Source organism: Pseudomonas sp. UMAB-08 (assembly GCF_900095225.1).
Lineage (GTDB): Bacteria > Pseudomonadota > Gammaproteobacteria > Pseudomonadales > Pseudomonadaceae > Aquipseudomonas.
Genome location: NZ_LT607428.1, coordinates 1 through 24,446, shown reverse-complemented (window position 1 = coordinate 24,446; position 24,446 = coordinate 1). Strand labels below are relative to the sequence as shown.

Sequence of the window (24,446 nt, the reverse complement as noted above, 5' to 3'; positions counted from 1 at the left end):
TCAGTTCACAGCGGACGTCGCTTCGACATGACGCGGCAATGTCACCCGAATACGGGTGCCGCGTTGGTGCTCGGGGTCGGCCGGGCTGTCGATGGTGATTTGTCCATAATGCTCTTCCACGATGGAATAGACCAGTGCGAGGCCCAGTCCGGTGCCTTCCCCTGGATCCTTGGTCGTGAAGAATGGTTCGAACAATCGGTCCATGATCGCTTTTGGAATGCCACTGCCTTCATCTTCTACGATCAGATCGACCGTGTGTTCCGATGCTTCGCTTTTGACCCGCACCGCGCAGCCCGAAGGGGACGCATCACGGGCGTTGGTGAGCAGGTTGATCAACACTTGCGCCAGCCGCTGTGGGTCGCCATCGACCCAGTGCTCGGGGTTGCACAGGTTGAAGAATTGCACTTCGTAGTTGCGCCGGTTCAGCGCCAGCAGACCGATGGCATCTTGCGCAACTTCGGCCAGGCAAACCGGTTCGTCGGAATGTTGATGACCGCCGGCATGGGCGAAGCTCATCAGCGACTGGACGATGCGCGAAACACGTTTGGTCTGCTCGAGGATCTGGCTGCTGATTTCGGTCAGTTCGCTGTCGTCCTCGCGCTCTTCGCGCAGGTTCTGCGCCAGGCAGGCGATGCCGGTGATCGGGTTGCCGATTTCGTGGGCGACACCCGCCGCCAGACGACCGATGCTGGCCAGGCGTTCGGAGTGCACCAGTTTGTCTTCGAGCATCTGGGTGTCGGTCAAGTCTTCGACCAGCAATACCAGGCCGCTATTGCCGGGGGCGAGCGGTTCATCGATGGCCGCTTTGTGCAGGTTCAGCCAACGGGTTTGACCGTCGAGCCCCAAGCGTTGTTTGTGCAAGTGTTCGTCGGGCAAATCAATAAAGCCCTGCAGCAATTGTTTCCATGGGTCGGCGATGGTTTCCAGTCGCGAACCCACTACGCGCTGCGCAGCGATGCCGGTCAACTCTTCCATGGCCTTGTTCCACATCAGGATCTCTTGATCCTTGGCCAGGGAGCACACGCCCATTGGCAGTTCTTGCAGGGTCTGGCGGTGATAGCGGCGCAAGGCATCGAGTTCGGCGGCAAGGCCCGTCAGCCGGGAGTGGTAATCCTCGAGACGGCTCTCGATAAAGTGGATGTCCTCGGTGACGTAGTTTTCGCTGCCGGACTTATACGGCAGGAAGGTTTCGACCATGTCCTGAGCGACGCTGGGGCCCATCAGTCCGGACAGGTTGGCTTCGATCCGGTCGCGCAAGCGGCGCAGGGCATAAGGTCGACGTTCATCAAAGGGCAGATAGAGGTCGCGCAGTGCCTGTTCGACTTCTTTTTGGGCGGCTTTGGCCCCGAGGGGTTTGGCCAGTTGGGTGGCGAATTCCTGGGGTGAGGCAGCGTGCAGCTCGCGCCGTTGCGGGCGCCGTACGTTGTCGACGGCGCATGCCTCGGCGGCGCTGGCTTCTTCCGGGCTGGCATCACTGAACAGCGAAATCAAGGTGAATATCAGGACGTTGGCCGCCAGCGAAGCGATGGCCGCCATGTGCCAACTGGTGTCGTCGAGCACGTAAATCATGTTCAGCAGAGGGATGTAGAAGCCCTGGAAGTTGCCGATCAACGGCAACAGCATGGTCACCATCCACACGATGATCCCGGCCAGCAACCCGGCGATAAAGCCGCGACGGTTGGCCGTCGGCCAATACAGGACCGACAGCACACCCGGTAAAAACTGCAGTGTGGCGACGAAGGCCACGATGCCCAGGTTCGCCAAGTCCTGCTGCGCGCCAATCAACAGGTAAAACCCGTAGCCGGCCATGATGATCGCGACGATCAGTGCGCGGCGGGTCCACTTCAGCCAGCGGTAGATATTGCCTTCGGCAGGTGGCTGATACAGCGGCAACACCAGGTGGTTGAGCGCCATCCCGGACAGCGCCAGGGTGGTGACGATGATCAGCCCGCTCGCTGCCGATAACCCGCCGACATACGCCAATAGCGCCAGGGCTTTGTTGTTGGCGGCAATGCCGATGCCCAGGGTGAAGTATTCAGGGCTGGTGGTGGCGCCAAGTTTAAGGCCGGCCCAGAGAATCAGCGGCACGGCCAGGCTCATCAGCAACAGAAACAGGGGCAAACCCCAACTGGCGCTGACCAGCGAACGCGGATTAAGGTTTTCGGTGAAGGTCATGTGGTACATGTGCGGCATGACAATCGCTGAGGCAAAGAACACCAGCAGCAGGGTGCGCCAAGGGCCTTCCTGCAATGGGGTGTGCAGGGCGGCAAGTGCCGCCTGGTTTTGCAGCAGCCACTGCTCCAGCTGTTGCGGGCCGTCGAACACCCCGTACAAGGCATATAGGCCAATACCAGCGACTGCGATCAACTTGATCACGGATTCGAAAGCGATGGCGAACACCAGGCCCTCGTGCTTTTCCCGGGTCGCGATGTGCCTCGAACCAAAGAAAATAGTGAACAGGGTGATCAGTGCGCAGAACGCCAGTGCAACGCGGTTCTGCACCGGCTCGCGGGTCAGGATGCTGATGGAGTCGGCCACGGCCTGGATCTGCAAGGCCAGTAACGGCAGCACGCCGATCAACATGAAAATGGTGGTCAGCGCACCGGCCCAGGTGCTGCGAAAGCGGAAGGCGAACAAGTCGGCCAGTGATGAAAGCTGGTATGTGCGGGTGATCTTCAGAATCGGGTACAGCAACACCGGCGCCAACAGAAAGGCCCCGGACACACCCAGGTAGCTGGAAAGGAAGCCGTAACCGTACTGATACGCCAGACCAACGGTGCCATAAAAAGCCCAGGCGCTGGCGTACACCCCGAGAGACAAGGTGTAGGTCAGGGGGTGACGAATGATCCAGCGCGGAATCAGGCCGCGCTCACTGACCCAGGCGACGCCGAACAGCACCAGCAAATAGGTGGCACTGATCAGGATCATCTGGGTCAGGCTAAAGCTCATCGGCATCACGTTGACTCTGCAGGATAAAGGTCACGACGATCAGAATCAGCCAGAGTAAATACGGGCGATACCACGCGCCTGTCGGCTCAATCCACCAGTCCATGATGGCCGGAGAAAAAAGGTATATCCCCACCACCAGGAGCAGGACCAATCGATAGATATACATGCTGGTCCCTCACTAAAAAGGTGCGGCGATGGTACTGGATGGTGGCCAAGCTGCAAGTGGCGTTTTAATAACGGTCAGAACTTGAGTGCGCTTGGCAGGCTAATTCAGCTTAATAGAGCCTCTTCAAGGCTGTGGGTGCGGGGGATGAGCGCGGCGTCCCAATGGCGAATTCCCCAGTCGAGTAACTCTCTGAGGCTGGCATATTCAAGTTCATCGCTGACTGGCTGGCCCAATGCCCGCAGGGCTCGCAGCAGGAGTGGGATGGCCTGATCGCTCGACAGGGGCGGCGAGCGGTACGACTTGCCCAGTTTGTTGCCGTCGGGCTGAGTGATCAGCGGTACGTGCAGATAACGGGGTTGCGGCAGGCCGAGCAATTCTTGCAAGTAGAGCTGGCGGGGCGTGGAATCGAGCAGGTCGGCGCCGCGCACGATATCGGTGACCCCTTGCCAGGCATCGTCGATCACTACCGCCAATTGATAGGCATAGAGACCATCACGCCGACGAATGACGAAATCGCCGACGTCTCGCCCCAGATGCTGAGAAAACTCGCCTTGCACGCGGTCCTTGAAACGGTATTCCAGCTCCGGCACGCGGATACGTACGGCCGCGTGCTCGGGGTCATGCCCGACGTTGCGGCACAAACCCGGATAAATACCGTGGAAGTCTTCCAGCTGTTTGCGCGAGCAGGTACAGGCGTAAGCCAGGCCCTGGCTCAACCAGCGATTCACCACTTCGGCATAAGCCTCATGGCGCAGGCTTTGGTAGACGACCTCGCCGTCCCACTCGAAACCGTAGCGCTCGAGGGTTTGTAGAATCGCCAGCTGCGCACCGGCGACTTCGCGCGGTGGATCGAGATCCTCCATGCGCATAAGCCATTGGCCACCCACGGCGCGGGCGTCAAGGTACGAGGCCAGGGCCGCAACCAATGAGCCGAAATGCAGGTAACCGCTGGGGGTTGGCGCAAAGCGCCCAATGTAGGAAGGGGATTTCATGGGGCGATGTTACTGGAACTCGTTGATCACGATCCACTGCAAATCAAATCGCCAGAAACAACAAGGGGCGCCGAAGCGCCCCTTGTTCAAGTTCAAGACAGGTTATTTGCCGACCTGTTTTTCCTTGATTTCTGCCAGTGTTTTGCAATCGATGCACAGGTCGGCCGTAGGACGGGCTTCCAGTCGGCGCAAACCGATCTCTACACCGCATGACTCGCACCAACCGTATTCTTCGTCTTCGATCAGTTGCAGCGTCTTGTCGATCTTTTTGATCAACTTACGCTCGCGGTCGCGGGCACGCAGCTCCAGGCTGAATTCTTCTTCCTGGCTGGCGCGGTCTGAAGGATCAGGAAAGTTAGCAGCTTCATCCTGCATGTGATGCACGGTCCGGTCGACCTCTTGCATCAGTTCCTTCTTCCATTGGCCAAGAATATGGGTGAAGTGAGCGCGCATTCGAACGCCCATGTACTCCTCGCCCTTACTCTCAACGTAGGGTACAAAGCCGCGAATCAGTTGGCTGTTCTGTTGCTGTGCTTTATTGGGCATGAATGGACCGCCTCTTACTCTTCTAATCCATTGCGCAGGAATGATCCATCACCGACACCTGCCGGCCCTGCGGCTGCAAGCGGGCGAACTTACCAGATCGAATCGGAGCGCGCCACTCTCTGTTGTCGAGCGTGCAGTCGTTGCTTGGCTTTAAAAGCCCTGATAGTTGGACATTGGGCGTAAAAACACGTTCGAAAATCTAATTTTAGTCCTCGCAAGGGCGCCTGCCGGGTTTTATTTTCGATCAGGTTTAGGCGCCGCTCGACAGTAAACGCGTCATTAAACGGGCTCTTGCGCGGGCGCTTGGGTAGAATCGCGGGATTAATATTTCGACGCTCCCCGCTAAAAGGAAGACTTATGGCTCAGCCCTACAGTGCACGCAGTCGCGCTATCGAACCTTTTCATGTGATGGCTTTGCTGGCGCGGGCGAATGAACTGCAGGCAGAGGGGCACGATGTCATCCATCTGGAGATCGGCGAGCCGGACTTCACTACAGCCGAGCCGATCATTGCAGCCGGTCAGGCGGCATTGGCTGCGGGCAAAACCCGTTATACCGCTGCCCGTGGGTTGCCCGAGTTGCGTGAAGCCATCGCCGGTTTCTATGCCCAGCGTTATCAGGTGACTGTCGATCCGCACCGAATTCTTGTGACCCCCGGTGGTTCGGGCGCCTTGCTGCTTGCCAGCAGCCTGCTGGTAGACCCCGGCAAACACTGGCTGTTGGCCGATCCAGGTTACCCGTGCAACCGGCACTTTCTCCGGCTGGTTGAGGGGGCCGCGCAACTGGTGCCGGTGGGGCCGGAGGTTCGTTATCAGCTGACGCCGGACCTGGTGGCGCAGAACTGGAACCAGGACAGCGTCGGCGCGCTGGTCGCATCGCCAGCCAACCCGACCGGTACCTTGCTGCAACGCGATGAGCTGGCCGCGTTGTCCGCGGCGTTGAAAGCACGCAATGGTCATTTGGTGGTGGACGAGATCTACCACGGGCTGACGTACGGCTGCGATGCAGCCAGCGTGCTTGAAGTCGATGATGATGCTTTCGTGCTGAATAGCTTCTCCAAGTATTTCGGCATGACCGGCTGGCGTTTGGGTTGGCTGGTCGCCCCCGAAGATGCTGTGGCGGACCTGGAAAAACTCGCGCAAAACCTCTACATCAGCGCGCCGAGCATGGCCCAGTATGCGGCGCTGGCCTGTTTCGAACCGCAGACCCTGGCGATTCTCGAAGAGCGGCGTGCCGAGTTCGGGCGTCGGCGTGACTTTCTGTTGCCGGCCTTGCGCGAATTGGGTTTTGGCATCGCCGTCGAGCCAGAGGGGGCGTTTTACCTTTACGCGGACATCAGCGCCTTTGGCGGCGATGCGTTCGCGTTCTGTCGGCACTTTCTGGAAACCGAGCACGTCGCCATCACCCCAGGGTTGGATTTTGGCCGTTTTCAGGCGGGGCATCACGTACGGTTTGCTTATACCCAGAGCCTGCCGCGTTTGCAGGAAGCGGTTGAGCGGATTGCCCGTGGCCTGCGGAGCTGGCAGGGCTGATGCGTTTTTCTCCTGAGCTGGAGCAAGGACGCCTACTGATTCGCTACAAGCGCTTTCTCGCCGACATTGAAACGTCCAGTGGCGAAAAGCTGACTATTCACTGCCCCAATACCGGTTCGATGTTCAACTGCATGGCGCCGGGTGGGCGTATTTGGTTCAGTCGTTCCAACGATCCCAAGCGCAAGCTACCGGGGACGTGGGAGATCAGTGAAACCCCGCAAGGGCGCTTCGCCTGTGTCAACACCGGACGGGCGAATCACTTGGTGGAAGAGGCCTTGCGCGCTGGGGTGATCACCGAGCTGAACGGCTTTACCGCCCTCAAGCGCGAAGTGGCTTACGGCCAGGAAAACAGTCGGGTGGATTTTCGCCTGGACTATTCAAGCGGGCCAGCCTTTGTCGAAGTCAAAAGCGTGACCCTGGGGTTTGACGATTCGCGGATTGCTGCTTTTCCAGACGCAGTGACCCAGCGCGGAGCTCGCCATCTTCGAGAGTTGGCGAGCCTGGCTCGGGAAGGTGTGCGTGCGGTGCTGTTGTATTGCGTCAACCTGACCGGGATCGACGCAGTGCGCCCGGCCGAAGAGATTGACCCCGCGTATGCTGCGGCCCTGAGTGACGCGGTTGCGGCAGGTGTCCAGGTCTTGGCCTACGGGGTGCAGTTGACCCCTGATGAGGTTCGCATCGACCGTCGACTTGAGGTGCATTTAGCACCGTGAAAGTGGCTAGGTCAGACTGATCCAGATCCCGCTCGGGTCTTCGCGACAGGCAATTGCGCTTAACGATTGTCCTGCACAAGGCCCGGACACACACTCTCCGCTTTCAATCAGAAACAGGGCGCCGTGGGTTGCGCACTGAATCAGGCTTGCGCTCGTGTCGAGAAATTGATCCGGCTGCCACTCCAGCGGTACACCTCGATGCGGACAGCGGTTGCGGTAGACAAAGACTTGCCCTTCCCGGCGTATCGCCAGCAGTTTGAGACCGTCCAAATCAAAACCCCGACTTTGGGATTCAGTCAGGTAATCTGCTGCGCAGAGAAATTTCATGCTTGGCTCCGATCGCCAGTAAGTACCACCCGGACGCGTAATGGCCTGAGCGGGTGATTGAGCTTGTGCAAGAATGCAGACAATTATCGAACAGATGACGAGTTCAACGCTCGACAGTGTCGCAGCTCTGGCCGCTGGATGCTGCTTCCTGACAGTGGCTAGCGGTCAATATTCAAGGGAACCTCGATATGGGCCTTCGTGCCAGCGGTCTCGGTCTTTGTGCCGAATCCTTTTGTAACCCGACGTCTCGGGTGGCCGAAGGTTCTATGGCGGGGCTGCCGCCGCAATGAACGGTTCCGTGCCGCCGCGCGCGCTGTTCATTGGCTTGAGTGGGGTGTGCTTTATCGCGTTTTGGCTATCGCTGGCGCTGGGCCCCGTCAGTTTGCCGCTGATGGACATCGTGCGAGCCGGGTTGCGTCTGCTGGGCGTACCCGTGTCGGGCGAAGGCCTGGAGCAGGCCGAACTGATTCTCGGCCAGATCCGCTTGCCGCGCACCCTTCTTGGGCTGGTTGTCGGTGCGGTGCTGGCGTTGACTGGCGTTGCCATGCAAGGCCTGTTTCGCAATCCGCTGGCTGATCCGGGACTGGTCGGTGTTTCCAGCGGTGCAGCCTTGGGCGCCGCGGTGGCGATTGTCGGCGGCTCGGTTTTTGGCGGCGTGCCGGAAGTGCTCGCGCCCTATGTGTTGTCGCTGTGTGCGTTCATCGGTGGACTGGGCGTGACCGCGATGGTTTATCGATTGGGGCGGCGCGATGGGCAGACCAGCGTCGCGGTCATGCTGTTGGCCGGCGTCGCACTGACCGCATTGGCGGGGTCTACCATCGGCCTGTTCACCTACCTGGCCGATGACGCCACCCTGCGTACCCTGACATTCTGGAACCTGGGCAGCCTCAATGGCGCCAGCTACGCCCGATTGTGGCCGTTGCTGTTGGTCTGTGTGCTGATCATCGTGTGGCTGCCGCGTCGGGCCAAAGCGTTGAATGCCTTGCTGTTGGGGGAATCTGAAGCCCGGCATTTGGGCGTCGATGTCGAAAAGCTCAAGCGTGAACTGATTTTTTGCACCGCTTTGGGTGTCGGTGCAGCGGTGACGGCGGCGGGCATGATTGGCTTTATCGGACTGATCGTGCCGCATCTGGTGCGCTTGTTGACGGGGCCTGATCATCGAGTGCTGTTACCCGCTTCGGCGTTGGCGGGGGCCTGCCTGTTGTTGTTTGCGGATATCTTTGCGCGTTTGGTATTGGCGCCAACGGAGCTGCCGATCGGCATAGTGACCGCATTTTTGGGTGCGCCGTTCTTTTTGTACCTGTTGGTACGTGGGCGTACCTTATGAAAAGTACGTGGGCGTACCTGATGCCGTTACGAGGGCGCACCTGATGCTGCGCAGTGAAAACCTGCACATTCAACGCGGTACAAAAACGGTGTTGACGGACATCACACTGGACCTTCGCCCAGGTGAGATTCTCGGCGTACTGGGCCCCAACGGCGCCGGCAAAAGTACCTTGCTGGGGGCGTTGTGCGGTGAGCTGAAAGCCGCTCAGGGACAGGTTTGGCTGGATCAAAAAAGGTTGGCCGACTGGGGCGGTCCGGAGCGGGCGCAGCGTTTGGCGGTACTGCCGCAAAGCTCGACCTTGAGTTTTTCTTTCAGGGTGGAGGAGGTGGTGGCGATGGGGCGCTTGCCCCATGACAGTGGCCGGGTGCGCGACGCAGAGGTCATTCGTGCCGCCTTGATCGCTGCGGACGCGGCACATCTACAGGGGCGCAGTTATATGGCGTTGTCCGGTGGCGAACGCCAGCGCGTTCACTTGGCGCGGGTGCTGGCACAGCTATGGCCGGGTGAAAGTGGTCAGACGTTATTGCTCGATGAGCCCACCTCGATGCTCGACCCGCTTCACCAGCACACCACCCTGCAAGCGGTCCGCGAGTTTGCCGATCGCGGGGCGGCGGTGATGGTCATCCTGCACGATTTGAATCTGGCTGCGCGCTACTGTGATCGTTTACTGTTGTTGGCGAGCGGTCATGCCCATTCGCTGGGCAGCCCCGCCGTCGTTCTCCAGCCTGAGCCCCTCAAGGCGGTCTTTGGCCTGGAGGTATTGGTGCAAGCTCACCCTGAGCGCGGCCATCCTCTGATCATCGCGCGATAAAAGGCAGGCCTGATGCTTCGTTTGCTCTTGATTATGTTGCTTGCCGGGTTACTGGGTACGCTGAGTGCTTGCCAAACCACGCCCCCCGTACGAAAGGTACCGGCCTGGCAAAGCCCGTCTGGGCATGAGCAGGCGGATGTCGGGGTGATCCGTGATCTGAGCAGCGGCCGGGAACTGACGCCGCAGCAACTGGTTGAGCGTTTAGCGCAGGCGCCGAGGGTCCTGGTCGGCGAGCAGCACGACAACCCCGATCATCATGCGTTGCAGCTATGGCTTTTGCAGGTACTGGCCGATCAGCGTGCGCAAGGCAGCCTGCTGTTGGAAATGCTCACCCCTGACCAGCAGACGAAGGTTGATGCGGCCCAGGCGGAGGTCAGAAAGTCGGATATTCCTGATGATCTGCCAGCCGCTTTGGCGTGGCAAAAGGGCTGGGACTGGGCTCTTTACGGGCCTGTCGTGCGCTATGCGCTGGGACAGCCCTATCCATTATTGTCGGCGAACCTGGATGCCAGCGACGTCACGGCGATCTACACGCAAGCACCGACGCTGACCGGCGTGCATTCGACCGCTCCGGCAGTGCGCGAGCAATTGCTGAATCAGATTCGTGAATCCCATTGCGGATTGCTGCCGGAAGAACACATGCCTGCGATGCTCGCGGTTCAGCAGCAGCGAGACCGGCGCATGGCCCAGAGTCTGCTCGACGCACCTTCGCCCGCGCTACTGTTTGCCGGCACTTACCATGCGCGCAAGGACATCGGTGTGCCCACGCACCTTCTGGATCTGGGTGTCAGCCAAGGCACCGTTGTGCTGCTTCTGGCGCAAGTCGGCACGCCGGTGTCACAAGGGGCTGCCGATTACGTCTGGTACACCCCGGCATTGCCTGAACAGGATTACTGCGCACAATGGCGGGCCCAGCCTAAAAAACCTTGATCATCGTTTTCATCGCACGCCTGGGCACGTCTTGATTCGGACTCTTCCCTTAGTTGTGTAGTCCATGTCCCTGTTCGACGCTTGATCGAGCCTGGAGCATCGGCCTCGTTTATTGTTCTGACTGTTGTGTAAGGGACAGGACAGAATGAACGAAATGACTCCGCAGGATGAGCAGTTGGCGCGTCAAGTGATCGGATTGCTTGATCTGACCCTGCTCAACGTCGATGACACAGAGGCGCGGATTATCGCCCTTTGCCAGCGAGCGCTAACGCCCGTGGGGATGGTCGCCGCAGTGTGTGTCTATCCGCGTTTTGTGCAATTGGCGCGGCGTACCCTGGATGAATTGCACGCTGAGACGGTGCGCGTCGCCGCCGTCGCCAACTTCCCGTACGGCGGGCTCAACATCCAGTCTGCTGTTTCTGAAACCAGGGCCGCTCTGGCCTCCGGTGCCGATGAGATTGATCTGATGTACCCGTATCGCACCCTGTTGACCGGCGATCAGCAAGCGGCGATGGACCTGGTTGCAGCGTGCAAAACGACGTGTGGCGAACGGGCGGTGCTCAAGGTCATTCTGGAAACCGGTGAATTGAAAGACCCGCAGATCATCCGTAAGGCCTGTGTTGACGTTCTGGCGGCGGGGGCTGATTTCATTGAGACCAGTTCTGGAAAAGTCGTCGTCAATGCCACGCCCCAGGCCGGGCGCATCATATTGGAGGTGATTGCCGAGACAGGCGGGCAGGCCGGAATCAAAGCAGCAGGCGGGATTCGCACGTTCGAGGATGCACGGCTCTATCTCGATCTGGCCCGCGCCCGCTTCGGCCCGCATTGGGTCAACGTTAATCGTGTGCGGCTAGGGGCTTCGAGTCTGCTCGACGACGTACTGACCCGGCTAGGCGTGCTGGCGCCAGGGCACTAGCCGAGTGTGATAGAGGAGCTTTCATACAGGCAAAAAAAGACCCGGCAAAAAGCCGGGTCAATAACCGTGATTAGCCTGATGAGGAGATAATCTGAGAGTCCGAACCACTGGTCTTTCAAACCATCGACCAGTCTCGCGACCAGTTGCCGCCAATAATAACGATTCTCATTAGCGTGTCAATGCCTGATCCAAAACTAATTTCAATAGACTGCCTCCTAGTGCCTCAGGTTCGGCGCAAGGGCTTCAAATTGCTGGTTCAGGGCTTGCTTACGCTCGACCGGAATGTCATTCCAATGCATGTCCAGCAGCGCGCCTTCTATGGCATAAAGCAGCACTTTCGATGCCCGAAAACCTCGAGCGCGTACTGCTTTGTAAGCGTTCACAGGGCCTAGCCGACGCAAGTCGGAAGCATTGTGAATACCAACGGCATGCAGCCATTGAGCAGACGTCTTGCCGAGGTTTTTCAAGTGTTGCAGTTCATCGTTCATCGTGCCTCCTTGCGATGGCTGAGCACTGCACTGTGTTTGCGGTGTGAGCAAATCTGAAAGGAGTGTAGCGGGCAGTGGCAAAAGCGCGGGCTATTGATCCGGCAGGCTAAAGCTCGCCCGGGAAGGCGTCATTCGACAGGGGCAAGTTCGGAGGGAGTGCAGGTCTGCGTAGGGGACACAGGCAGCACGATCAGGCCCGCACGATAGAGCGTGCGGGGCCAGATTATCGGGCGATCATTTGGTTTTGTAGCGCAACCGGGTGCCAAAGTTGACAGACATCAGAATTTCATCCGCCGTCAGTTCCACCGGGAAAAAAGTCCCGGAGATCTGTGCATGGCCAAGGCTGGCGCCTTCCAGTGCGGTGTGACGCAGGTCCACACCTCGTAGATCAGCTGCACGAAAATAGGCATCGGTGAAGTCGACACCAGTGGCGTCCAGCCTGCGCAGATCAAGGCCGCGGAAATCTCCGCCGACAAGATCGACGGTACCTGTTTTTGGCTTCTGCTCATTGAAAGCCGTGATGTCGTCTTGGTGCAGAAGAGCGTAGAGCGGGGAGTCGAGCTGTTTAGGCTGGCTCATGGGGCATCTCCTGTTGGAATTGTGACGCCAGTATAGTGCCACTATTTTTGTGCCGTGAAGCATTAACTGCGTCACGGCACAAAGTATCGTTTACAGCCCTGGCAGGCGCTGGCGGATATGGGCAACCAGACCATCAAGATCGCTGCTGTTGTTGGTCTCGACGCGTTTGCTGCGCAGAATCTCATCAGCGCCCAAGGCTTCACGATGGGCTTGCTGAGCTTCAATCACTTCCATGGTCGCGTCGGACGGATCAACATTTTGCGCCTGACGTTGCGCCAGCCAACCCGCGATCACCGCTTGTGGCGCGTTGCAATCGAGGATCAGGAACGGCGCCCCCGAAGCTTCGGCAGCTTTTGCCGCGGCGTCGCGTTGTTCGCGCTTGAGGTAGGTCGCGTCAATCACGACCGGGAAGCCTGCGCGCAATACGTTGTCAGCCAGTTGATGCAGGTGGGTATAGGTGGCAACGCTGGCGTCAGCGCTATAAATGCCGCCGTTCTCGCTGTGTTTACCGAAAAGACGTTTACGTTCGACGTCAGAGCGCAAGCGAATCGCGCCCAATGCTTCTACCAGACGCATGGCTACGTGGCTCTTGCCAACGGCGGAAACACCGTGGGTAATGACCAGGAACCGCGATGGGATGGCGCTGTAGCTTTCAGCCAGATTGGCGTAGTTGCGATATTGGCGCAGGGTGCTGGCGCGCTGCACGGGATCGGCGTGCTCTGGCAGGCTGAACAATGCAACCTTGGCACGCACCAGTGCGCGATAGGCTTTGTAGAAATTCAGCAGCTCCAGACCCTGATAATCGCCGGTCAGTTCCAGGTACTGGCTGATGAAGCGTCGTGACAGGGATTTCAGGCCGCGGTCTTCCAGGTCCATCGCCAGGAACGCGATGTCGGCATAGACATCAGTCAGGCGGAAGGGCTCGTTGAATTCGATGCAGTCGAAAATCACCACCTTGCCGTCGATCAGCGTGGCATTGCCCAGGTGGATATCGCCATGGCACTCGCGAATGAAACCTGCAGCCTTGCGCTGTACGAAAAGGTCTTTAAGCCGCTCGAAGCTGGATTCAGCCCACGCCTGGAGCGCATCCAACTGCTGCAGGTCAGCCTTTTCACTGATCAATGGACGGATCTGTTCGAAATTTTGCAGAACCGGCGCCATCACGCTTTCAGGTGTGCCTAGCGCATGTTCCAGCGGAACGCGCGGTGCGTTGATGTGGAACTCTGCAATTTGCTTGGCCATTTCGTCGATGTGCGACGGTGTCAATTCGCCATTGGCCTGCAGCGTGCTGAGCAACTGGCTTTGCGGGAACTGGCGCATTTTGAGTGCGTACTCAATGACCTCGCCATCGCCGCCCAATTGCGGTGCTTCAACGCTGCCGGTAATCGGCAAGACATCCAGGTACAAATCGTCAGTCAGGCGCTGGTTCAGGCGCAGCTCTTCGCGACAAAAGTGCTCGCGGGCCGGCAGGGTGGTGAAATCGAGGAAGCCGAAGTTGACTGGCTTCTTGATTTTGTACGCGTAGGGGCCGGTGAGCAGCACCCACGAGATGTGCGTCTCAATGACCTGGAAACCTTCTACCGGATGCGGATAGAGGGCCGGGTTTTGCAGCGCGGCAATCAGGGACTGGCTCACAGGCGATCCTTAAAGGGGTTGAAAATCAAGGCAGCCATTATGGCGATTCATGGCTGCGCTGCAAACCGCCAGAGGGCGCCTGTCGGTCGTGAATAAAGTGCGTATAATCCGCCGCCATGACTCGTACCCGCACTCCCCGTACCCCCAAAAAACGCGCCTCTGGCGGTCTTCGCACCTGGTTTGGCTGGGCTTTGAAGCTCGGACTGGTTGGCCTTGTCGTGCTCGCCGGCTTTGCGGTTTATCTCGACGCTATCGTCCAGGAAAAGTTTTCTGGCAAGCGTTGGACGATTCCGGCCAAGGTTTACGCCCGCCCGCTGGAGCTGTTCGTCGGACAAAAGCTTTCTCAGGTCGACTTCCTGACTGAACTCGATGCCTTGGGTTACCGCCGTGAAAGCGTCGCCAATGGGCCGGGCGCGGCCGCAGTGAGTGGTACCAGGGTCGATCTCAATACCCGTGGTTTCCAGTTCTATGAAGGCACGGACCCGGCACAGCAAGTCAGCGTGCGTTTTTCGGGCGATTATGTGGCCGGGTTATCGGCGACCGATGGTTCGAAATTGTCGGTTGCGCGGCTTGAGCCGTTATTGATCGGCGGGCTTTACCCGAAAAATCTCGAAGACCGCATCCTGATCAAGATCGATCAGGCGCCGCCATATTTGCTCGATACCCTGATCACGGTCGAAGACAGGGATTTCTATCACCACTTCGGTGTGTCGCCCAAGTCGATTGCCCGGGCGTTCTGGGTCAATGCGTCTGCCGGGCAGATGCGTCAGGGCGGCAGTACGCTGACCCAGCAGTTGGTCAAGAACTTCTACCTGAGCAATGAGCGCAGCCTTAACCGGAAACTGAACGAAGCCATGATGGCCCTGCTGCTGGAGGCGCACTACAGCAAGCAGGAAATTCTCGAGGCTTACCTCAACGAGGTCTTCCTCGGGCAGGACGGGCAACGAGCGGTCCACGGTTTCGGTCTTTCCAGCCAGTATTTCTTCAGCCAGCCGCTGTCCGAACTCAAGCTGCATCAGGTAGCGCTGTTGGTCGGCATGGTTAAAGGCCCGTCCTATTACAACCCGCGCCGCTATCCCGAGCGCGCGCTGGAGCGCCGCAACCTGGTGCTCGACCTTCTGGAGCAGCAGGGCGTGGCAACGCCGGAAGTCGTCGCTGCGGCCAAGAAGATGCCGCTGGGCGTGACCAAGACTGGCAGCCTGGCGGACAGCTCGTTTCCCGGTTTTCTGGACTTGGTCAAGCGTCAGTTGCGTGAAGACTATCGCGACGAAGACTTGACCGAAGAAGGTCTGCGCATCTTCACCAGTTTTGATCCGATCCTGCAGATGAAGTCTGAGGCTGCGGTCAACGAAACATTCAAGAAGTTGGCGGGTCGCAAGGGTTCCGAGGATGTGGAAGCGGCGATGGTCGTGACCAATCCGGAAACCGGCGAAGTCCAGGCGTTGGTCGGTAGCCGTCAGGCAGGGTATGCCGGGTTCAACCGGGCAATTGATGCTGTGCGCCCGATTGGGTCGCTGGTCAAACCGGCCATCTATCTCACGGCCCTCGAGCGCCCAAGCCAGTACACGCTGACCAGTTGGGTGGCTGACGAACCGTTCTCGGTCAAGGGCGCGGACGGTCAGATATGGAAGCCTCAGAACTACGACCGTAAAGCTCACGGGAACATTTTCCTGTACCAGGGGTTGGCGCATTCCTACAACTTGTCCACGGCCAAACTGGGGCTTGAACTGGGTGTACCGAATGTGTTCAAAACCTTAGCCAAGTTGGGTGTAACCCGTGAATGGCCTGCGTATCCGTCGATGTTGCTGGGCGCGGGCGGGCTCAGTCCGATGGAAGTGGCGACCATGTACCAGACCATTGCCAACGGTGGCTTCAATACGCCGATGCGCGGTATCCGCAGCGTACTGACTGCCGAGGGCGAGCCGCTCAAGCGTTATCCGTTCCAGATTCAGCAGCGTTTCGATCCGGGCTCGATTTATCTGGTACAGAACGCGATGCAGCGTGTCATGCGCGAAGGCACGGGTAAGTCGGTCTACAGCCAACTGCCGAGCTCTCTGAATCTGGCGGGCAAAACAGGCACCAGCAACGACTCGCGTGACAGTTGGTTCGCGGGTTTCAGTCAGGACTTGCTGGCTGTCGTCTGGCTGGGCCGCGATGATAACGGCAAGACTCCGTTTACCGGTGCTACTGGCGCGTTGCAGATTTGGACAAGCTTCATGCGCAAGGCAGACCCACTTCCATTGGATATGCCGCAGCCGGACAATGTGGTTCAGGTCTGGATCAATGCCAGTACAGGTCAAGGCTCCGATTCGACCTGCCCGAATGCGGTCCAGATGCCGTATATTCGCGGCAGTGAACCGGCACCCGGCGCAGCCTGTGGCGGTGTCAATCCAGCACCGGCCGATGCGGTGATGGATTGGGTCAAGGGCTGGTTGAATTAAGCAAAGAGGATGTGATGTGAATAAGTGGTGGATTCCTGCGGTAACGGCTCTGGCTTTGCTTAATGGCTGTGCCAGCGTTCAGCGTGGCTCAATTCCGGTGGTGGACTCCGGTAGCAAGGTCTCCAACAGTGAGCGTATCTCTGCCAATAACAAGGGCGCTTATCGGCCCAATGTTGCCCAGCCTCAGCAGCGGCAAGCGATTCCGCAAGACTCAGGCGTCGTGGTGATGGTGCCTGGTGGCGGTGGCAGTTCTGCGCCGATCCAGAGCTATGCGGCGCCGATCAACACTGCGCCGATCGGCACCAGCCCGATCGATACGTCGCCGATCAGCCCGTCGCCGATCAACTCTGCACCCATGAATACGGCGCCTGCCAATACCGGCAGCTACAACGCGCCTGCGCCTGTGATGCCAAGCGGTATCCCAAGTAGTGGCGGCTTGTCTGCGGACGAACAGCTGGATGGCCCGGTGTTGTCGTTGCTTACTACTGCTCAGCAGCAACAAGCCAGCGGCGACCTCAATGGCGCGTCGTCGAGCCTGGAGCGTGCCCAGCGTGTGGCGCCGCGTGAGCCGCAAGTGCTTTACCGTCTGGCACAAGTGCGTCTGGCTCAAGGGGACGCGGCACAGGCCGAACAGCTCGCTCGCCGTGGCCTGACTTACGCCAATGGGCGGCCAAGCCTGCAGGCAAGCCTGTGGGGTTTGATTGCCCAATCGCGTGAGAAGCAGGGCGATCCGGCTGGCGCAGCACTGGCCCGCCAAAAAGCCAAGGTCAGCTCCTGATGGATAGGCGTTTCCCTCAGATCGCAGAGCAATTGCTGCTGATCGAGCGTGAACTGCGTGTGCTGGGTTGGTGGAGTGATCTGCCACCCAGCGCGCAGGCGTTGGCCAGTCGCGAGCCTTTTTCCGTGGATACGCTGGAGTTCCACCAGTGGTTGCAGTGGATTTTTTTACCGCGGATGAAAGTCATCCTCGAACAGGATCTACCATTGCCCAATGCGTCGGGCATTCTGGAAATGGCCGAGATGGTCTATGCAAGCCGGCAGAGTGACGCTCGACAGCTTCAGCAGCTGCTGGCGCAGTTCGATCGACTGATCACCGAGGTCAGTTGACGTTCGGCTCTTTGCCAGGCGCGGTTACTGGCAGTTGTCGCTAATGGCTTTTTGGGTTTCGGCTATTCGGGTCTGACGCTCTTCCTCGGTCAAACGCCTCACGTCTCCGTTCACTTCCTCACGCAGGCGCGGGTTGTTCTGAAGCTGGACCAGATTGGTCCTTACGTCTTCGCAATACTTCGCCCGTTTGGCTTCCTGCACCGCAATCTGTTTTTTGACTTTGCTTTCGATTGCTTTCTGGTCGCCCTGCACGCTGCCTGCCGCCGGGGAAGGGCGGGGAGGGGCTGGCGGAGCCTTCTGCACATCAATCTGTTGCGTCGGCTGCCCGGCTGGCGGTTGTGCATCAAAATGAGTCTGGCCTTGGGCATCGACCCATTTGTAGATCTGCCCGGCTTGGCTGGTGGCGCTCACTGTAAACAAAAGAGCGGCCGCTAAGGTCCTGTAGCGCATGGTGCTTCCTTCGATGGCTGTGCACCGGCAACCTACCATAAGTGCATGCCGGCAGCCGTCATTCAGTGACTTTTCATGCTGTTAGTCGGAAGAAAGCGCACGGATGACTTGACTTGAAGAGGTCTAATCACAACAATCCAACGTTCGCTGTAGACGGACTGCCAGAAGCAGACCCTCTCGGTAGATCATGAGGCGCACATCCGCGTCGACCTGTAACACCCGCAACGCGTTACCTCGCGCTGGGTGGGAAAGCCCCGCAAACACTTTGGGGACCTCCCAATACTTGCTCAGTCAGTGCTGACGTAGTCGGCGACCACCGTCGCTCATGCTCTGCTAGCAGTAAACCTATTAAGACCCGTCCCTTTTTGGTGGGCGGTATTCTGGCGTTTTAGAGGTGAACAACGTGGAGCTTTTATCTGGCGCTGAAATGGTCGTCCGCTTTTTGCGTGACGAAGGCGTTAAGAATATCTATGGGTACCCTGGTGGTGCCCTCCTGCATATTTACGACGCGCTGTTCAAAGAACCGGCTGTGACTCACATCCTGGTTCGTCATGAGCAAGCAGCAACTCATATGGCTGACGGTTATGCCCGTGCCACCGGTAAAGCCGGTGTGGTACTGGTGACTTCGGGCCCTGGCGCGACCAATGCCATCACTGGCATCGCAACCGCCTACATGGACTCGATCCCGATGGTGATCCTGTCTGGCCAGGTTCCGAGCACCATGGTCGGCACCGACGCGTTCCAGGAGACCGACATGATCGGTATCTCCCGGCCGATCGTGAAGCACAGCTTCATGATCAAAAGCGCTGCGGAAATCCCTGAGGTCCTGAAAAAAGCCTTCTATCTGGCGCAATCCGGTCGTCCTGGTCCAGTCGTGGTCGATATCCCGAAAGATATGACCAACCCGGCCGAGAAGTTCGAATACGTCTTCCCGAAAAAAGCCAAGCTGCGCTCGTATAGCCCGGCTGTGCGTGGTCACTCGGGGCAGATTCGCAAGGCAGTGGAAATGCTGTTGGCGGCCAAACGGCCGATCATCTACGCAGGTGGCGGCGTCATTCTGGGTCACGGCTCTGCGCCATTGACCGAACTGGCACAACTGCTGAACGTACCGGTCACCAATACCTTGATGGGTCTTGGTGCTTACCCGGGCAACGACCGACAGTTTCTCGGCATGCTGGGCATGCACGGCAGCTACACCGCCAACCTGGCCATGCACCACGCTGACGTGATCCTGGCGGTCGGCGCGCGGTTTGATGACCGTGTGATCAACGGCCCGGCAAAGTTCTGCCCGAACGCCAAGATCATCCACATCGATATCGATCCGGCTTCGATCTCCAAAACCATCAAGGCCGACGTCCCAATCGTAGGCCCGGTAGAAAGCGTGTTGACCGAAATGGTCGCCACCCTCAAGGACATCGGCGAAACCCCTAACAAGGAATCGGTTGCCAGTTGGTGGAAGCAGGTCGATGAGTGGCGCGCTGATCGCGATATGTTCCCTTACAACAAGGGTGACGGCAGCATCATCAAGCCGCAGACCGTTATCGAGACGCTCAGCGAAGTCACGCGTGGCGATGCTTACGTGACCTCCGATGTTGGTCAGCACCAGATGTTCGCAGCGCAGTACTACCGCTTCAACAAGCCTAACCGCTGGATCAACTCAGGCGGACTGGGCACCATGGGCTTCGGTTTTCCGGCGGCCATGGGCGTCAAGCTGAACTTCCCAGAAGCGGATGTCGCGTGTGTGACGGGTGAAGGCAGTATCCAGATGAACATCCAGGAGCTGTCCACCTGCCTGCAGTACGACTTGCCGGTGAAGATCATCAACCTGAACAACGGCGCGCTGGGTATGGTGCGTCAGTGGCAGGACATGAACTACGGCGCTCGTCATTCACATTCCTACATGGAGTCCTTGCCCGACTTCGTAAAACTGGCCGAAGCCTATGGTCATGTCGGGATGCGAATCACTGAGTTGAAAGATTTGAAGCCGATGATGGAAGAAGCCTTCGCCATGAAGGACCGCCTGGTGTTCCTTGATATCAAGGTTGATACCAGTGAGCACGTCTACCCGATGCAGATCAAAGACGGCTCCATGCGCGATATGTGGCTGAGCAAGACGGAGCGGACTTAATCATGCGGCACATCATTTCTCTTTTGCTGGAAAACGAACCTGGTGCATTGTCACGGGTTGTTGGCCTGTTTTCGCAGCGCAACTACAACATCGAAAGCCTGACTGTGGCGCCGACTGAAGACCCGACCCTGTCGCGTCTGACGTTGACCACCGTGGGGCACGATGAAGTGATCGAGCAGATCACCAAGAACCTCAATAAATTGATTGAAGTGGTCAAGTTGGTCGATCTGTCAGAAAGCGCGCACATCGAACGCGAGCTGATGCTGGTCAAGGTCAAGGCCACCGGCGCCCAGCGCGCCGAGATCAAGCGCACCACGGATATTTTCCGTGGGCAAATCGTTGACGTATCCAGTAGCGTGTACACCGTGCAACTGACCGGGACGAGCGATAAACTGGACAGCTTCATTCAGGCTATCGGCACTTCGGCGATCCTGGAAACAGTACGCAGTGGCGTGACGGGCATTGCCCGTGGCGACAAAGTGCTGAGCATTTAACTCATTACGCAAATGGCCTGAACGGCCAGGATAACAGGGGAATTTCATGAAAGTTTATTACGACAAAGACTGCGACCTTTCGATCATCCAGGGCAAAAAAGTGGCCATCATCGGTTACGGTTCCCAGGGCCACGCTCAAGCGTGCAACCTGAAAGACTCCGGCGTAGATGTCACTGTTGGTCTGCGCAAGGGTTCGGCTACTGTCGCCAAGGCTGAAGCTCATGGCTTGAAAGTGACTGACGTTGCTTCCGCTGTTGCTGCTGCTGACCTTGTCATGATCCTGACCCCGGATGAATTCCAGTCCCAGCTGTACCGTGACGAAGTCGAGCCGAACCTGAAGAAAGGCGCAACCCTGGCTTTCTCCCACGGCTTCGCGATCCACTACAACCAGGTCGTGCCTCGCGCTGACCTCGACGTGATCATGATCGCGCCGAAAGCACCGGGTCACACCGTGCGCTCCGAGTTCGTCAAAGGCGCAGGTATCCCTGACCTGATCGCTATCTACCAGGATGCATCCGGCAACGCCAAAAACGTTGCACTGTCCTACGCTTCGGGCGTTGGCGGCGGCCGTACCGGTATCATCGAAACCACGTTTAAAGACGAAACCGAAACCGACCTGTTCGGCGAACAAGCTGTTCTGTGCGGCGGTACCGTTGAACTGGTCAAAGCAGGCTTTGAAACTCTGGTTGAAGCGGGCTACGCGCCGGAAATGGCTTACTTCGAATGCTTGCACGAATTGAAGCTGATCGTTGACCTCATGTACGAAGGCGGTATCGCCAACATGAACTACTCGATCTCGAACAACGCTGAATACGGCGAATACGTGACCGGTCCTGAAGTCATCAACGCTGAATCGCGTCAGGCCATGCGCAACGCCCTGAAACGCATTCAGGACGGTGAGTACGCCAAGATGTTCATCAGTGAAGGTGCCACTGGCTACCCTTCGATGACTGCCAAGCGTCGTAACAACGCTAATCACGGCATCGAAATCATCGGTGAAAAACTGCGCTCCATGATGCCGTGGATTGCAGCGAACAAGATCGTCGACAAAGCCAAGAACTGATACCTGGTTCCAGGATTTTTGTTTCGGAAAACGCGGCTTCGGCCGCGTTTTTTCGTTTTGGTTGCACGCTTCTGGTATAAAGCTGCATCGTTTGATGACGAACCCTCGTCGCAAACATCTGTCGAAACTCTCCACACCGTTGCAAGGTATTGTCCATGAGCGAACGTCCCGAAGAGCCAAACCAGGCCTCTGACGCCGAAAGCCTGCTACCGATCGATGAGCACATTGAAGAAGGGCATGATGCCGAAGGGCGTAAGGTCCGGCATCGTGGTATCTATCTGCTGCCTAATCTGTTCACTACAGCGAACCTTTTTGCTGGCTTCTATTCCATCATCAGCTCGATGAGCGCTCAGAGCGCGTTGAGTGCTGGCGATGCTGTTGGGGCGAGCAAGTATTTTGCCTTTGCCGCGATCGCCATTTTCGTCGCGATGGTACTCGACGGTCTTGATGGCCGTGTCGCACGCATGACCAATACTCAGAGCGCCTTCGGTGCCGAGTACGACTCGCTGGCCGACATGGTTGCCTTTGGTGTCGCACCCGCCCTGTTGGCGTTTGGCTGGGCATTGGGTGATATGGGCAAGGTCGGCTGGATGGTCGCCTTCATCTATGTCGCCGGTGCTGCACTGCGTCTGGCACGGTTCAACACCCAGGTAGGCAAGGCCGACAAGCGCTACTTTATCGGCTTGGCCAGTCCGGCCGCTGCGGGTGTTGTGGCGGGAACGGTCTGGGCCTTCAGTGACTACGGCATCCAGGGTTCGAAAATGTCGTTCCTGGTCGCTTTGCTGGTGGCCGCCGCGGGCATGCTGATGGTCAGCAATATTAAATACAACAGTTTCAAGGAGTTGGATCTCAAGGGGCGCGTGCCTTTTGTCGCCATTCTTGCTGTGGTATTGGTTTTTGCGGTTGTGTTCAGTGATCCGCCTCGTATCCTCCTGCTCGTTTTCCTCGCCTATGCAGCCTCGGGGCCAGTGCAATATTTGTTACGACTGCGTCGTCACAAATCGGCTGAGTGATCTGTAATTTCCACCATACTCCACAGTCTACTGGTGCATAAGTTCCTATAGCTGTGGAGTCATCAATGCTAATCAAGCTACCTACGGCATCCGCCTGTAAAGAGTCGGATGTTACGCCTGAATCATTCTATATCTCCCGTCGCGCATTGCTCGGTAGCTCCATCGCCGGACTGGCCATCAGTGCGCTGCCGCGCTGGGCCAGTGCTGCTGATCCTTCTCCCTATGCGGGGGTAGAACCGGGTTCTGCGCCTGCATGGTTCAACGCAAAACTGCCTGATACCAAATGGCAGGCCGTCACCGTCAAGGGTGAGGCGATTACGCCATTCAAGGACGCCACTCACTACAACAACTTCTATGAGTTCGGGACCGACAAGGGTGACCCTGCGAAAAATGCGGGCACCTTGAAAACCGAGCCGTGGAGTGTGGTGGTCGATGGCGAGGTTGGAAAACCTGGGCGTTATGCGCTCGAAGACTTCATGAAGCCCTATCAACTGGAAGAGCGAATCTACCGACTGCGTTGCGTAGAGGCCTGGTCGATGGTCATCCCCTGGATCGGCTTTCCCATATCGGAACTGCTTAAGCAGGTGGAGCCCACTTCGAAGGCCAAGTACATCCGCTTCGAAACACTTCAAGATCCTAAAAGCATGCCTGGCCAGCGCTCCGGCTTTGCCCTGATCGATTGGCCCTATGTCGAGGCCTTGCGTCTGGATGAGGCGATGAACCCCTTGGCTATTCTTGCGGTGGGTATGTACGGGCGGGAGCTGGCCAATCAGAACGGCGCGCCTTTGCGTCTGGTCGTGCCATGGAAGTACGGCTTCAAAAGCGTGAAGTCGATTGTGCGGATCAGTCTGGTCAGCGAGCAGCCAAAAACGACGTGGCAGAGCATCGCGTCGAGTGAATATGGCTTTTACGCCAATGTGAATCCGACTGTGGATCATCCTCGGTGGACGCAAGCGCAAGAGCGACGCCTGCCGAGCGGGTTGTTCAGCCCGAATATCAGGCGGACGGAAATGTTCAATGGTTATGGGGAGGAGGTTGCCTCCTTATATAGCAACCTGGATCTGCGGAAGAACTACTGATGCGTTATCCCTTTTGGCGCGTGGGCGTCTTCGTTGCAGCGTGCGTAGCCCCTATTCTTTGGTTGTATCAGGCCTGGAGCTTTGCTTTGGGGCCTGATCCCGGCAAGATCCTGGTCGATCGCCTGGGGTTGGGTACCTTGATTTTGCTTCTGATCACGTTGGCGATGACTCCGATGCAGCGGTTGAGCGGTTGGGCGGGATGGATCGCGGTCCGTCGGCAGCTTGGATTGTGGTGCTTTGCATATGTGGTCATGCACCTGAGTGCCTATGCGGTCTTTATCCTCGGGTTGGATTGGGCTCAATTGGGGGTAGAGTTGATTAAGCGGCCCTACATTATTGTCGGCAGCCTGGCGTTTGTTTGTCTGCTGGCGTTGGCGGTCACTTCCAATCGCTATAGTCAGCGCCGATTAGGCGCTCGCTGGAAGAAGCTTCACCGATTGGTTTACGTGATTCTTGGGCTGGGATTGCTGCATATGCTCTGGATAGTTCGCGCAGACCTTAAAGAGTGGGCTGTCTACGCAGTTATTGGAGCATTGCTGTTAGTCCTGCGAATCCCGGCAATTGCCAGGCGGATCCCTCGGTTAAAGGCTCAAAAGGCACCCGCTGTAACAAAGGTCACAATAAGCCCTTGACGCCCCGTCAAATCTCTCTATAATTCGCACCTCTTCCGGAGCAGATGGAACGGAAAACTCCTTGTAAATCAAAGAGTTATCCAGAGTAAGCGGCGAGGAAGGGGTTTTGATCTTCTGGATCGAAAGCGGT

At 58.0% G+C, this 24,446-nt stretch carries 24 protein-coding genes; 15 read left to right on the top strand and 9 right to left on the bottom strand.

What is annotated here, in order from left to right:
- From K0F75_RS20540 to dksA, 4 genes are all read right to left on the bottom strand, one after another.
- Positions 1–2,955, bottom strand: a complete 2,955-nt coding sequence (locus tag K0F75_RS20540; RefSeq protein ID WP_219063807.1) for a sensor histidine kinase — start codon at positions 2,953–2,955, stop codon at positions 1–3.
- Complete coding sequence (locus tag K0F75_RS20535; RefSeq protein ID WP_003250005.1) at positions 2,939–3,115, bottom strand: hypothetical protein; 177 nt, start codon at positions 3,113–3,115, stop codon at positions 2,939–2,941. Before K0F75_RS20535 ends, K0F75_RS20540 begins: the two co-directional genes overlap by 17 nt.
- 104 nt (positions 3,116–3,219) lie before the next feature.
- Positions 3,220–4,107: a tRNA glutamyl-Q(34) synthetase GluQRS gene (gene gluQRS / locus K0F75_RS20530; RefSeq protein WP_219063806.1), complete on the bottom strand. Its 888-nt coding sequence runs from the start codon at positions 4,105–4,107 to the stop codon at positions 3,220–3,222.
- 102 nt (positions 4,108–4,209) lie between these two features.
- Positions 4,210–4,653 (bottom strand): RNA polymerase-binding protein DksA, encoded by a 444-nt coding sequence (gene dksA / locus K0F75_RS20525; protein ID WP_219063805.1) that lies wholly within the window; start codon positions 4,651–4,653, stop codon positions 4,210–4,212.
- Between the two features lie 357 nt (positions 4,654–5,010).
- Here dksA and K0F75_RS20520 point away from each other — a divergent pair, with 357 nt between their 5' ends.
- Together K0F75_RS20520 and sfsA are read left to right on the top strand one after the other, a co-directional pair.
- Complete coding sequence (locus K0F75_RS20520; protein ID WP_219063804.1) at positions 5,011–6,183, top strand: pyridoxal phosphate-dependent aminotransferase; 1,173 nt, start codon at positions 5,011–5,013, stop codon at positions 6,181–6,183.
- Positions 6,183–6,896 carry a DNA/RNA nuclease SfsA gene (gene sfsA / locus K0F75_RS20515; protein ID WP_219063803.1) on the top strand — a complete coding sequence of 238 codons (714 nt, stop codon included), beginning with the start codon at positions 6,183–6,185 and terminating at the stop codon, positions 6,894–6,896. Before K0F75_RS20520 ends, sfsA begins: the two co-directional genes overlap by 1 nt.
- 6 nt (positions 6,897–6,902) lie before the next feature.
- Here the strand turns inward: sfsA and K0F75_RS20510 are convergent, their stop codons facing one another.
- Positions 6,903–7,223 carry a Rieske (2Fe-2S) protein gene (locus tag K0F75_RS20510; protein WP_219063802.1) on the bottom strand — a complete coding sequence of 107 codons (321 nt, stop codon included), beginning with the start codon at positions 7,221–7,223 and terminating at the stop codon, positions 6,903–6,905.
- A gap of 286 nt (positions 7,224–7,509) precedes the next feature.
- Here K0F75_RS20510 and K0F75_RS20505 point away from each other — a divergent pair, with 286 nt between their 5' ends.
- The 4 genes from K0F75_RS20505 (at position 7,510) to deoC (ending at position 11,207) form a co-directional block, all read left to right on the top strand.
- The gene (locus K0F75_RS20505; protein WP_219063801.1) at positions 7,510–8,550 is read left to right on the top strand and encodes an iron ABC transporter permease; all 1,041 of its coding nucleotides are present in this window, start codon (positions 7,510–7,512) and stop codon (positions 8,548–8,550) included.
- A gap of 43 nt (positions 8,551–8,593) precedes the next feature.
- Positions 8,594–9,361, top strand: a complete 768-nt coding sequence (locus K0F75_RS20500; RefSeq protein WP_219063800.1) for a heme ABC transporter ATP-binding protein — start codon at positions 8,594–8,596, stop codon at positions 9,359–9,361.
- A 12-nt stretch (positions 9,362–9,373) separates the two neighbouring features.
- Positions 9,374–10,291, top strand: coding sequence for a ChaN family lipoprotein (locus K0F75_RS20495; protein WP_219063799.1), 918 nt, complete (start codon positions 9,374–9,376; stop codon positions 10,289–10,291).
- A gap of 145 nt (positions 10,292–10,436) precedes the next feature.
- Positions 10,437–11,207 carry a deoxyribose-phosphate aldolase gene (gene deoC, locus K0F75_RS20490; RefSeq protein WP_219063798.1) on the top strand — a complete coding sequence of 257 codons (771 nt, stop codon included), beginning with the start codon at positions 10,437–10,439 and terminating at the stop codon, positions 11,205–11,207.
- A 215-nt stretch (positions 11,208–11,422) separates the two neighbouring features.
- Here deoC and K0F75_RS20485 read toward each other — a convergent pair whose 3' ends face one another.
- The 3 genes from K0F75_RS20485 to K0F75_RS20475 all read right to left on the bottom strand — a co-directional run bounded on the left by K0F75_RS20485 (position 11,423) and on the right by K0F75_RS20475 (position 13,909).
- Positions 11,423–11,695 (bottom strand): TfoX/Sxy family protein, encoded by a 273-nt coding sequence (locus tag K0F75_RS20485; protein ID WP_219063797.1) that lies wholly within the window; start codon positions 11,693–11,695, stop codon positions 11,423–11,425.
- A gap of 234 nt (positions 11,696–11,929) precedes the next feature.
- A complete protein-coding gene (locus K0F75_RS20480) occupies positions 11,930–12,274 on the bottom strand; it encodes a pentapeptide repeat-containing protein (protein ID WP_219063796.1) in 345 nt (114 codons plus the stop codon).
- Between the two features lie 90 nt (positions 12,275–12,364).
- Positions 12,365–13,909: a bifunctional aminoglycoside phosphotransferase/ATP-binding protein gene (locus tag K0F75_RS20475; protein WP_219063795.1), complete on the bottom strand. Its 1,545-nt coding sequence runs from the start codon at positions 13,907–13,909 to the stop codon at positions 12,365–12,367.
- A 116-nt stretch (positions 13,910–14,025) separates the two neighbouring features.
- Here K0F75_RS20475 and mrcB point away from each other — a divergent pair, with 116 nt between their 5' ends.
- From mrcB to K0F75_RS20460, 3 genes are read left to right on the top strand one after another with little or no spacing between them, the layout of a single operon-like run.
- Positions 14,026–16,350 carry a penicillin-binding protein 1B gene (mrcB, locus tag K0F75_RS20470; RefSeq protein WP_219063794.1) on the top strand — a complete coding sequence of 775 codons (2,325 nt, stop codon included), beginning with the start codon at positions 14,026–14,028 and terminating at the stop codon, positions 16,348–16,350.
- Positions 16,351–16,366: 16 nt separating this feature from the next.
- The gene (locus tag K0F75_RS20465) at positions 16,367–17,128 is read left to right on the top strand and encodes a tetratricopeptide repeat protein (protein ID WP_219063793.1); all 762 of its coding nucleotides are present in this window, start codon (positions 16,367–16,369) and stop codon (positions 17,126–17,128) included.
- Entirely contained in the window at positions 17,128–17,457 is a 330-nt protein-coding gene (locus K0F75_RS20460) for a YqcC family protein (protein ID WP_219063792.1), read from the top strand. The genes K0F75_RS20465 and K0F75_RS20460 overlap by 1 nt, the downstream gene beginning before the upstream one ends.
- Before the next feature lie 24 nt (positions 17,458–17,481).
- Here K0F75_RS20460 and K0F75_RS20455 read toward each other — a convergent pair whose 3' ends face one another.
- On the bottom strand, positions 17,482–17,907 hold the full coding sequence (locus K0F75_RS20455) for a DUF4124 domain-containing protein (RefSeq protein ID WP_219063791.1): 426 nt from the start codon (positions 17,905–17,907) through the stop codon (positions 17,482–17,484).
- 403 nt (positions 17,908–18,310) lie between these two features.
- On the opposite strand from K0F75_RS20455, the gene K0F75_RS20450 reads away from it, so the two are divergent.
- The 6 genes from K0F75_RS20450 (at position 18,311) to msrQ (ending at position 24,316) form a co-directional block, all read left to right on the top strand.
- Positions 18,311–20,035, top strand: coding sequence for an acetolactate synthase 3 large subunit (locus K0F75_RS20450; protein ID WP_219063790.1), 1,725 nt, complete (start codon positions 18,311–18,313; stop codon positions 20,033–20,035).
- A gap of 2 nt (positions 20,036–20,037) precedes the next feature.
- The gene (ilvN, locus tag K0F75_RS20445) at positions 20,038–20,529 is read left to right on the top strand and encodes an acetolactate synthase small subunit (RefSeq protein ID WP_219063789.1); all 492 of its coding nucleotides are present in this window, start codon (positions 20,038–20,040) and stop codon (positions 20,527–20,529) included.
- Positions 20,530–20,575: 46 nt separating this feature from the next.
- Positions 20,576–21,592, top strand: coding sequence for a ketol-acid reductoisomerase (gene ilvC / locus K0F75_RS20440; RefSeq protein ID WP_219063788.1), 1,017 nt, complete (start codon positions 20,576–20,578; stop codon positions 21,590–21,592).
- A 155-nt stretch (positions 21,593–21,747) separates the two neighbouring features.
- Complete coding sequence (gene pssA, locus K0F75_RS20435) at positions 21,748–22,605, top strand: CDP-diacylglycerol--serine O-phosphatidyltransferase (RefSeq protein WP_219063787.1); 858 nt, start codon at positions 21,748–21,750, stop codon at positions 22,603–22,605.
- 65 nt (positions 22,606–22,670) lie between these two features.
- Positions 22,671–23,684, top strand: coding sequence for a protein-methionine-sulfoxide reductase catalytic subunit MsrP (msrP, locus tag K0F75_RS20430; protein WP_219063786.1), 1,014 nt, complete (start codon positions 22,671–22,673; stop codon positions 23,682–23,684).
- Positions 23,684–24,316, top strand: a complete 633-nt coding sequence (gene msrQ, locus K0F75_RS20425) for a protein-methionine-sulfoxide reductase heme-binding subunit MsrQ (RefSeq protein ID WP_219063785.1) — start codon at positions 23,684–23,686, stop codon at positions 24,314–24,316. The genes msrP and msrQ overlap by 1 nt, the downstream gene beginning before the upstream one ends.
- The last annotated feature ends 130 nt before the right edge of the window (positions 24,317–24,446 follow it).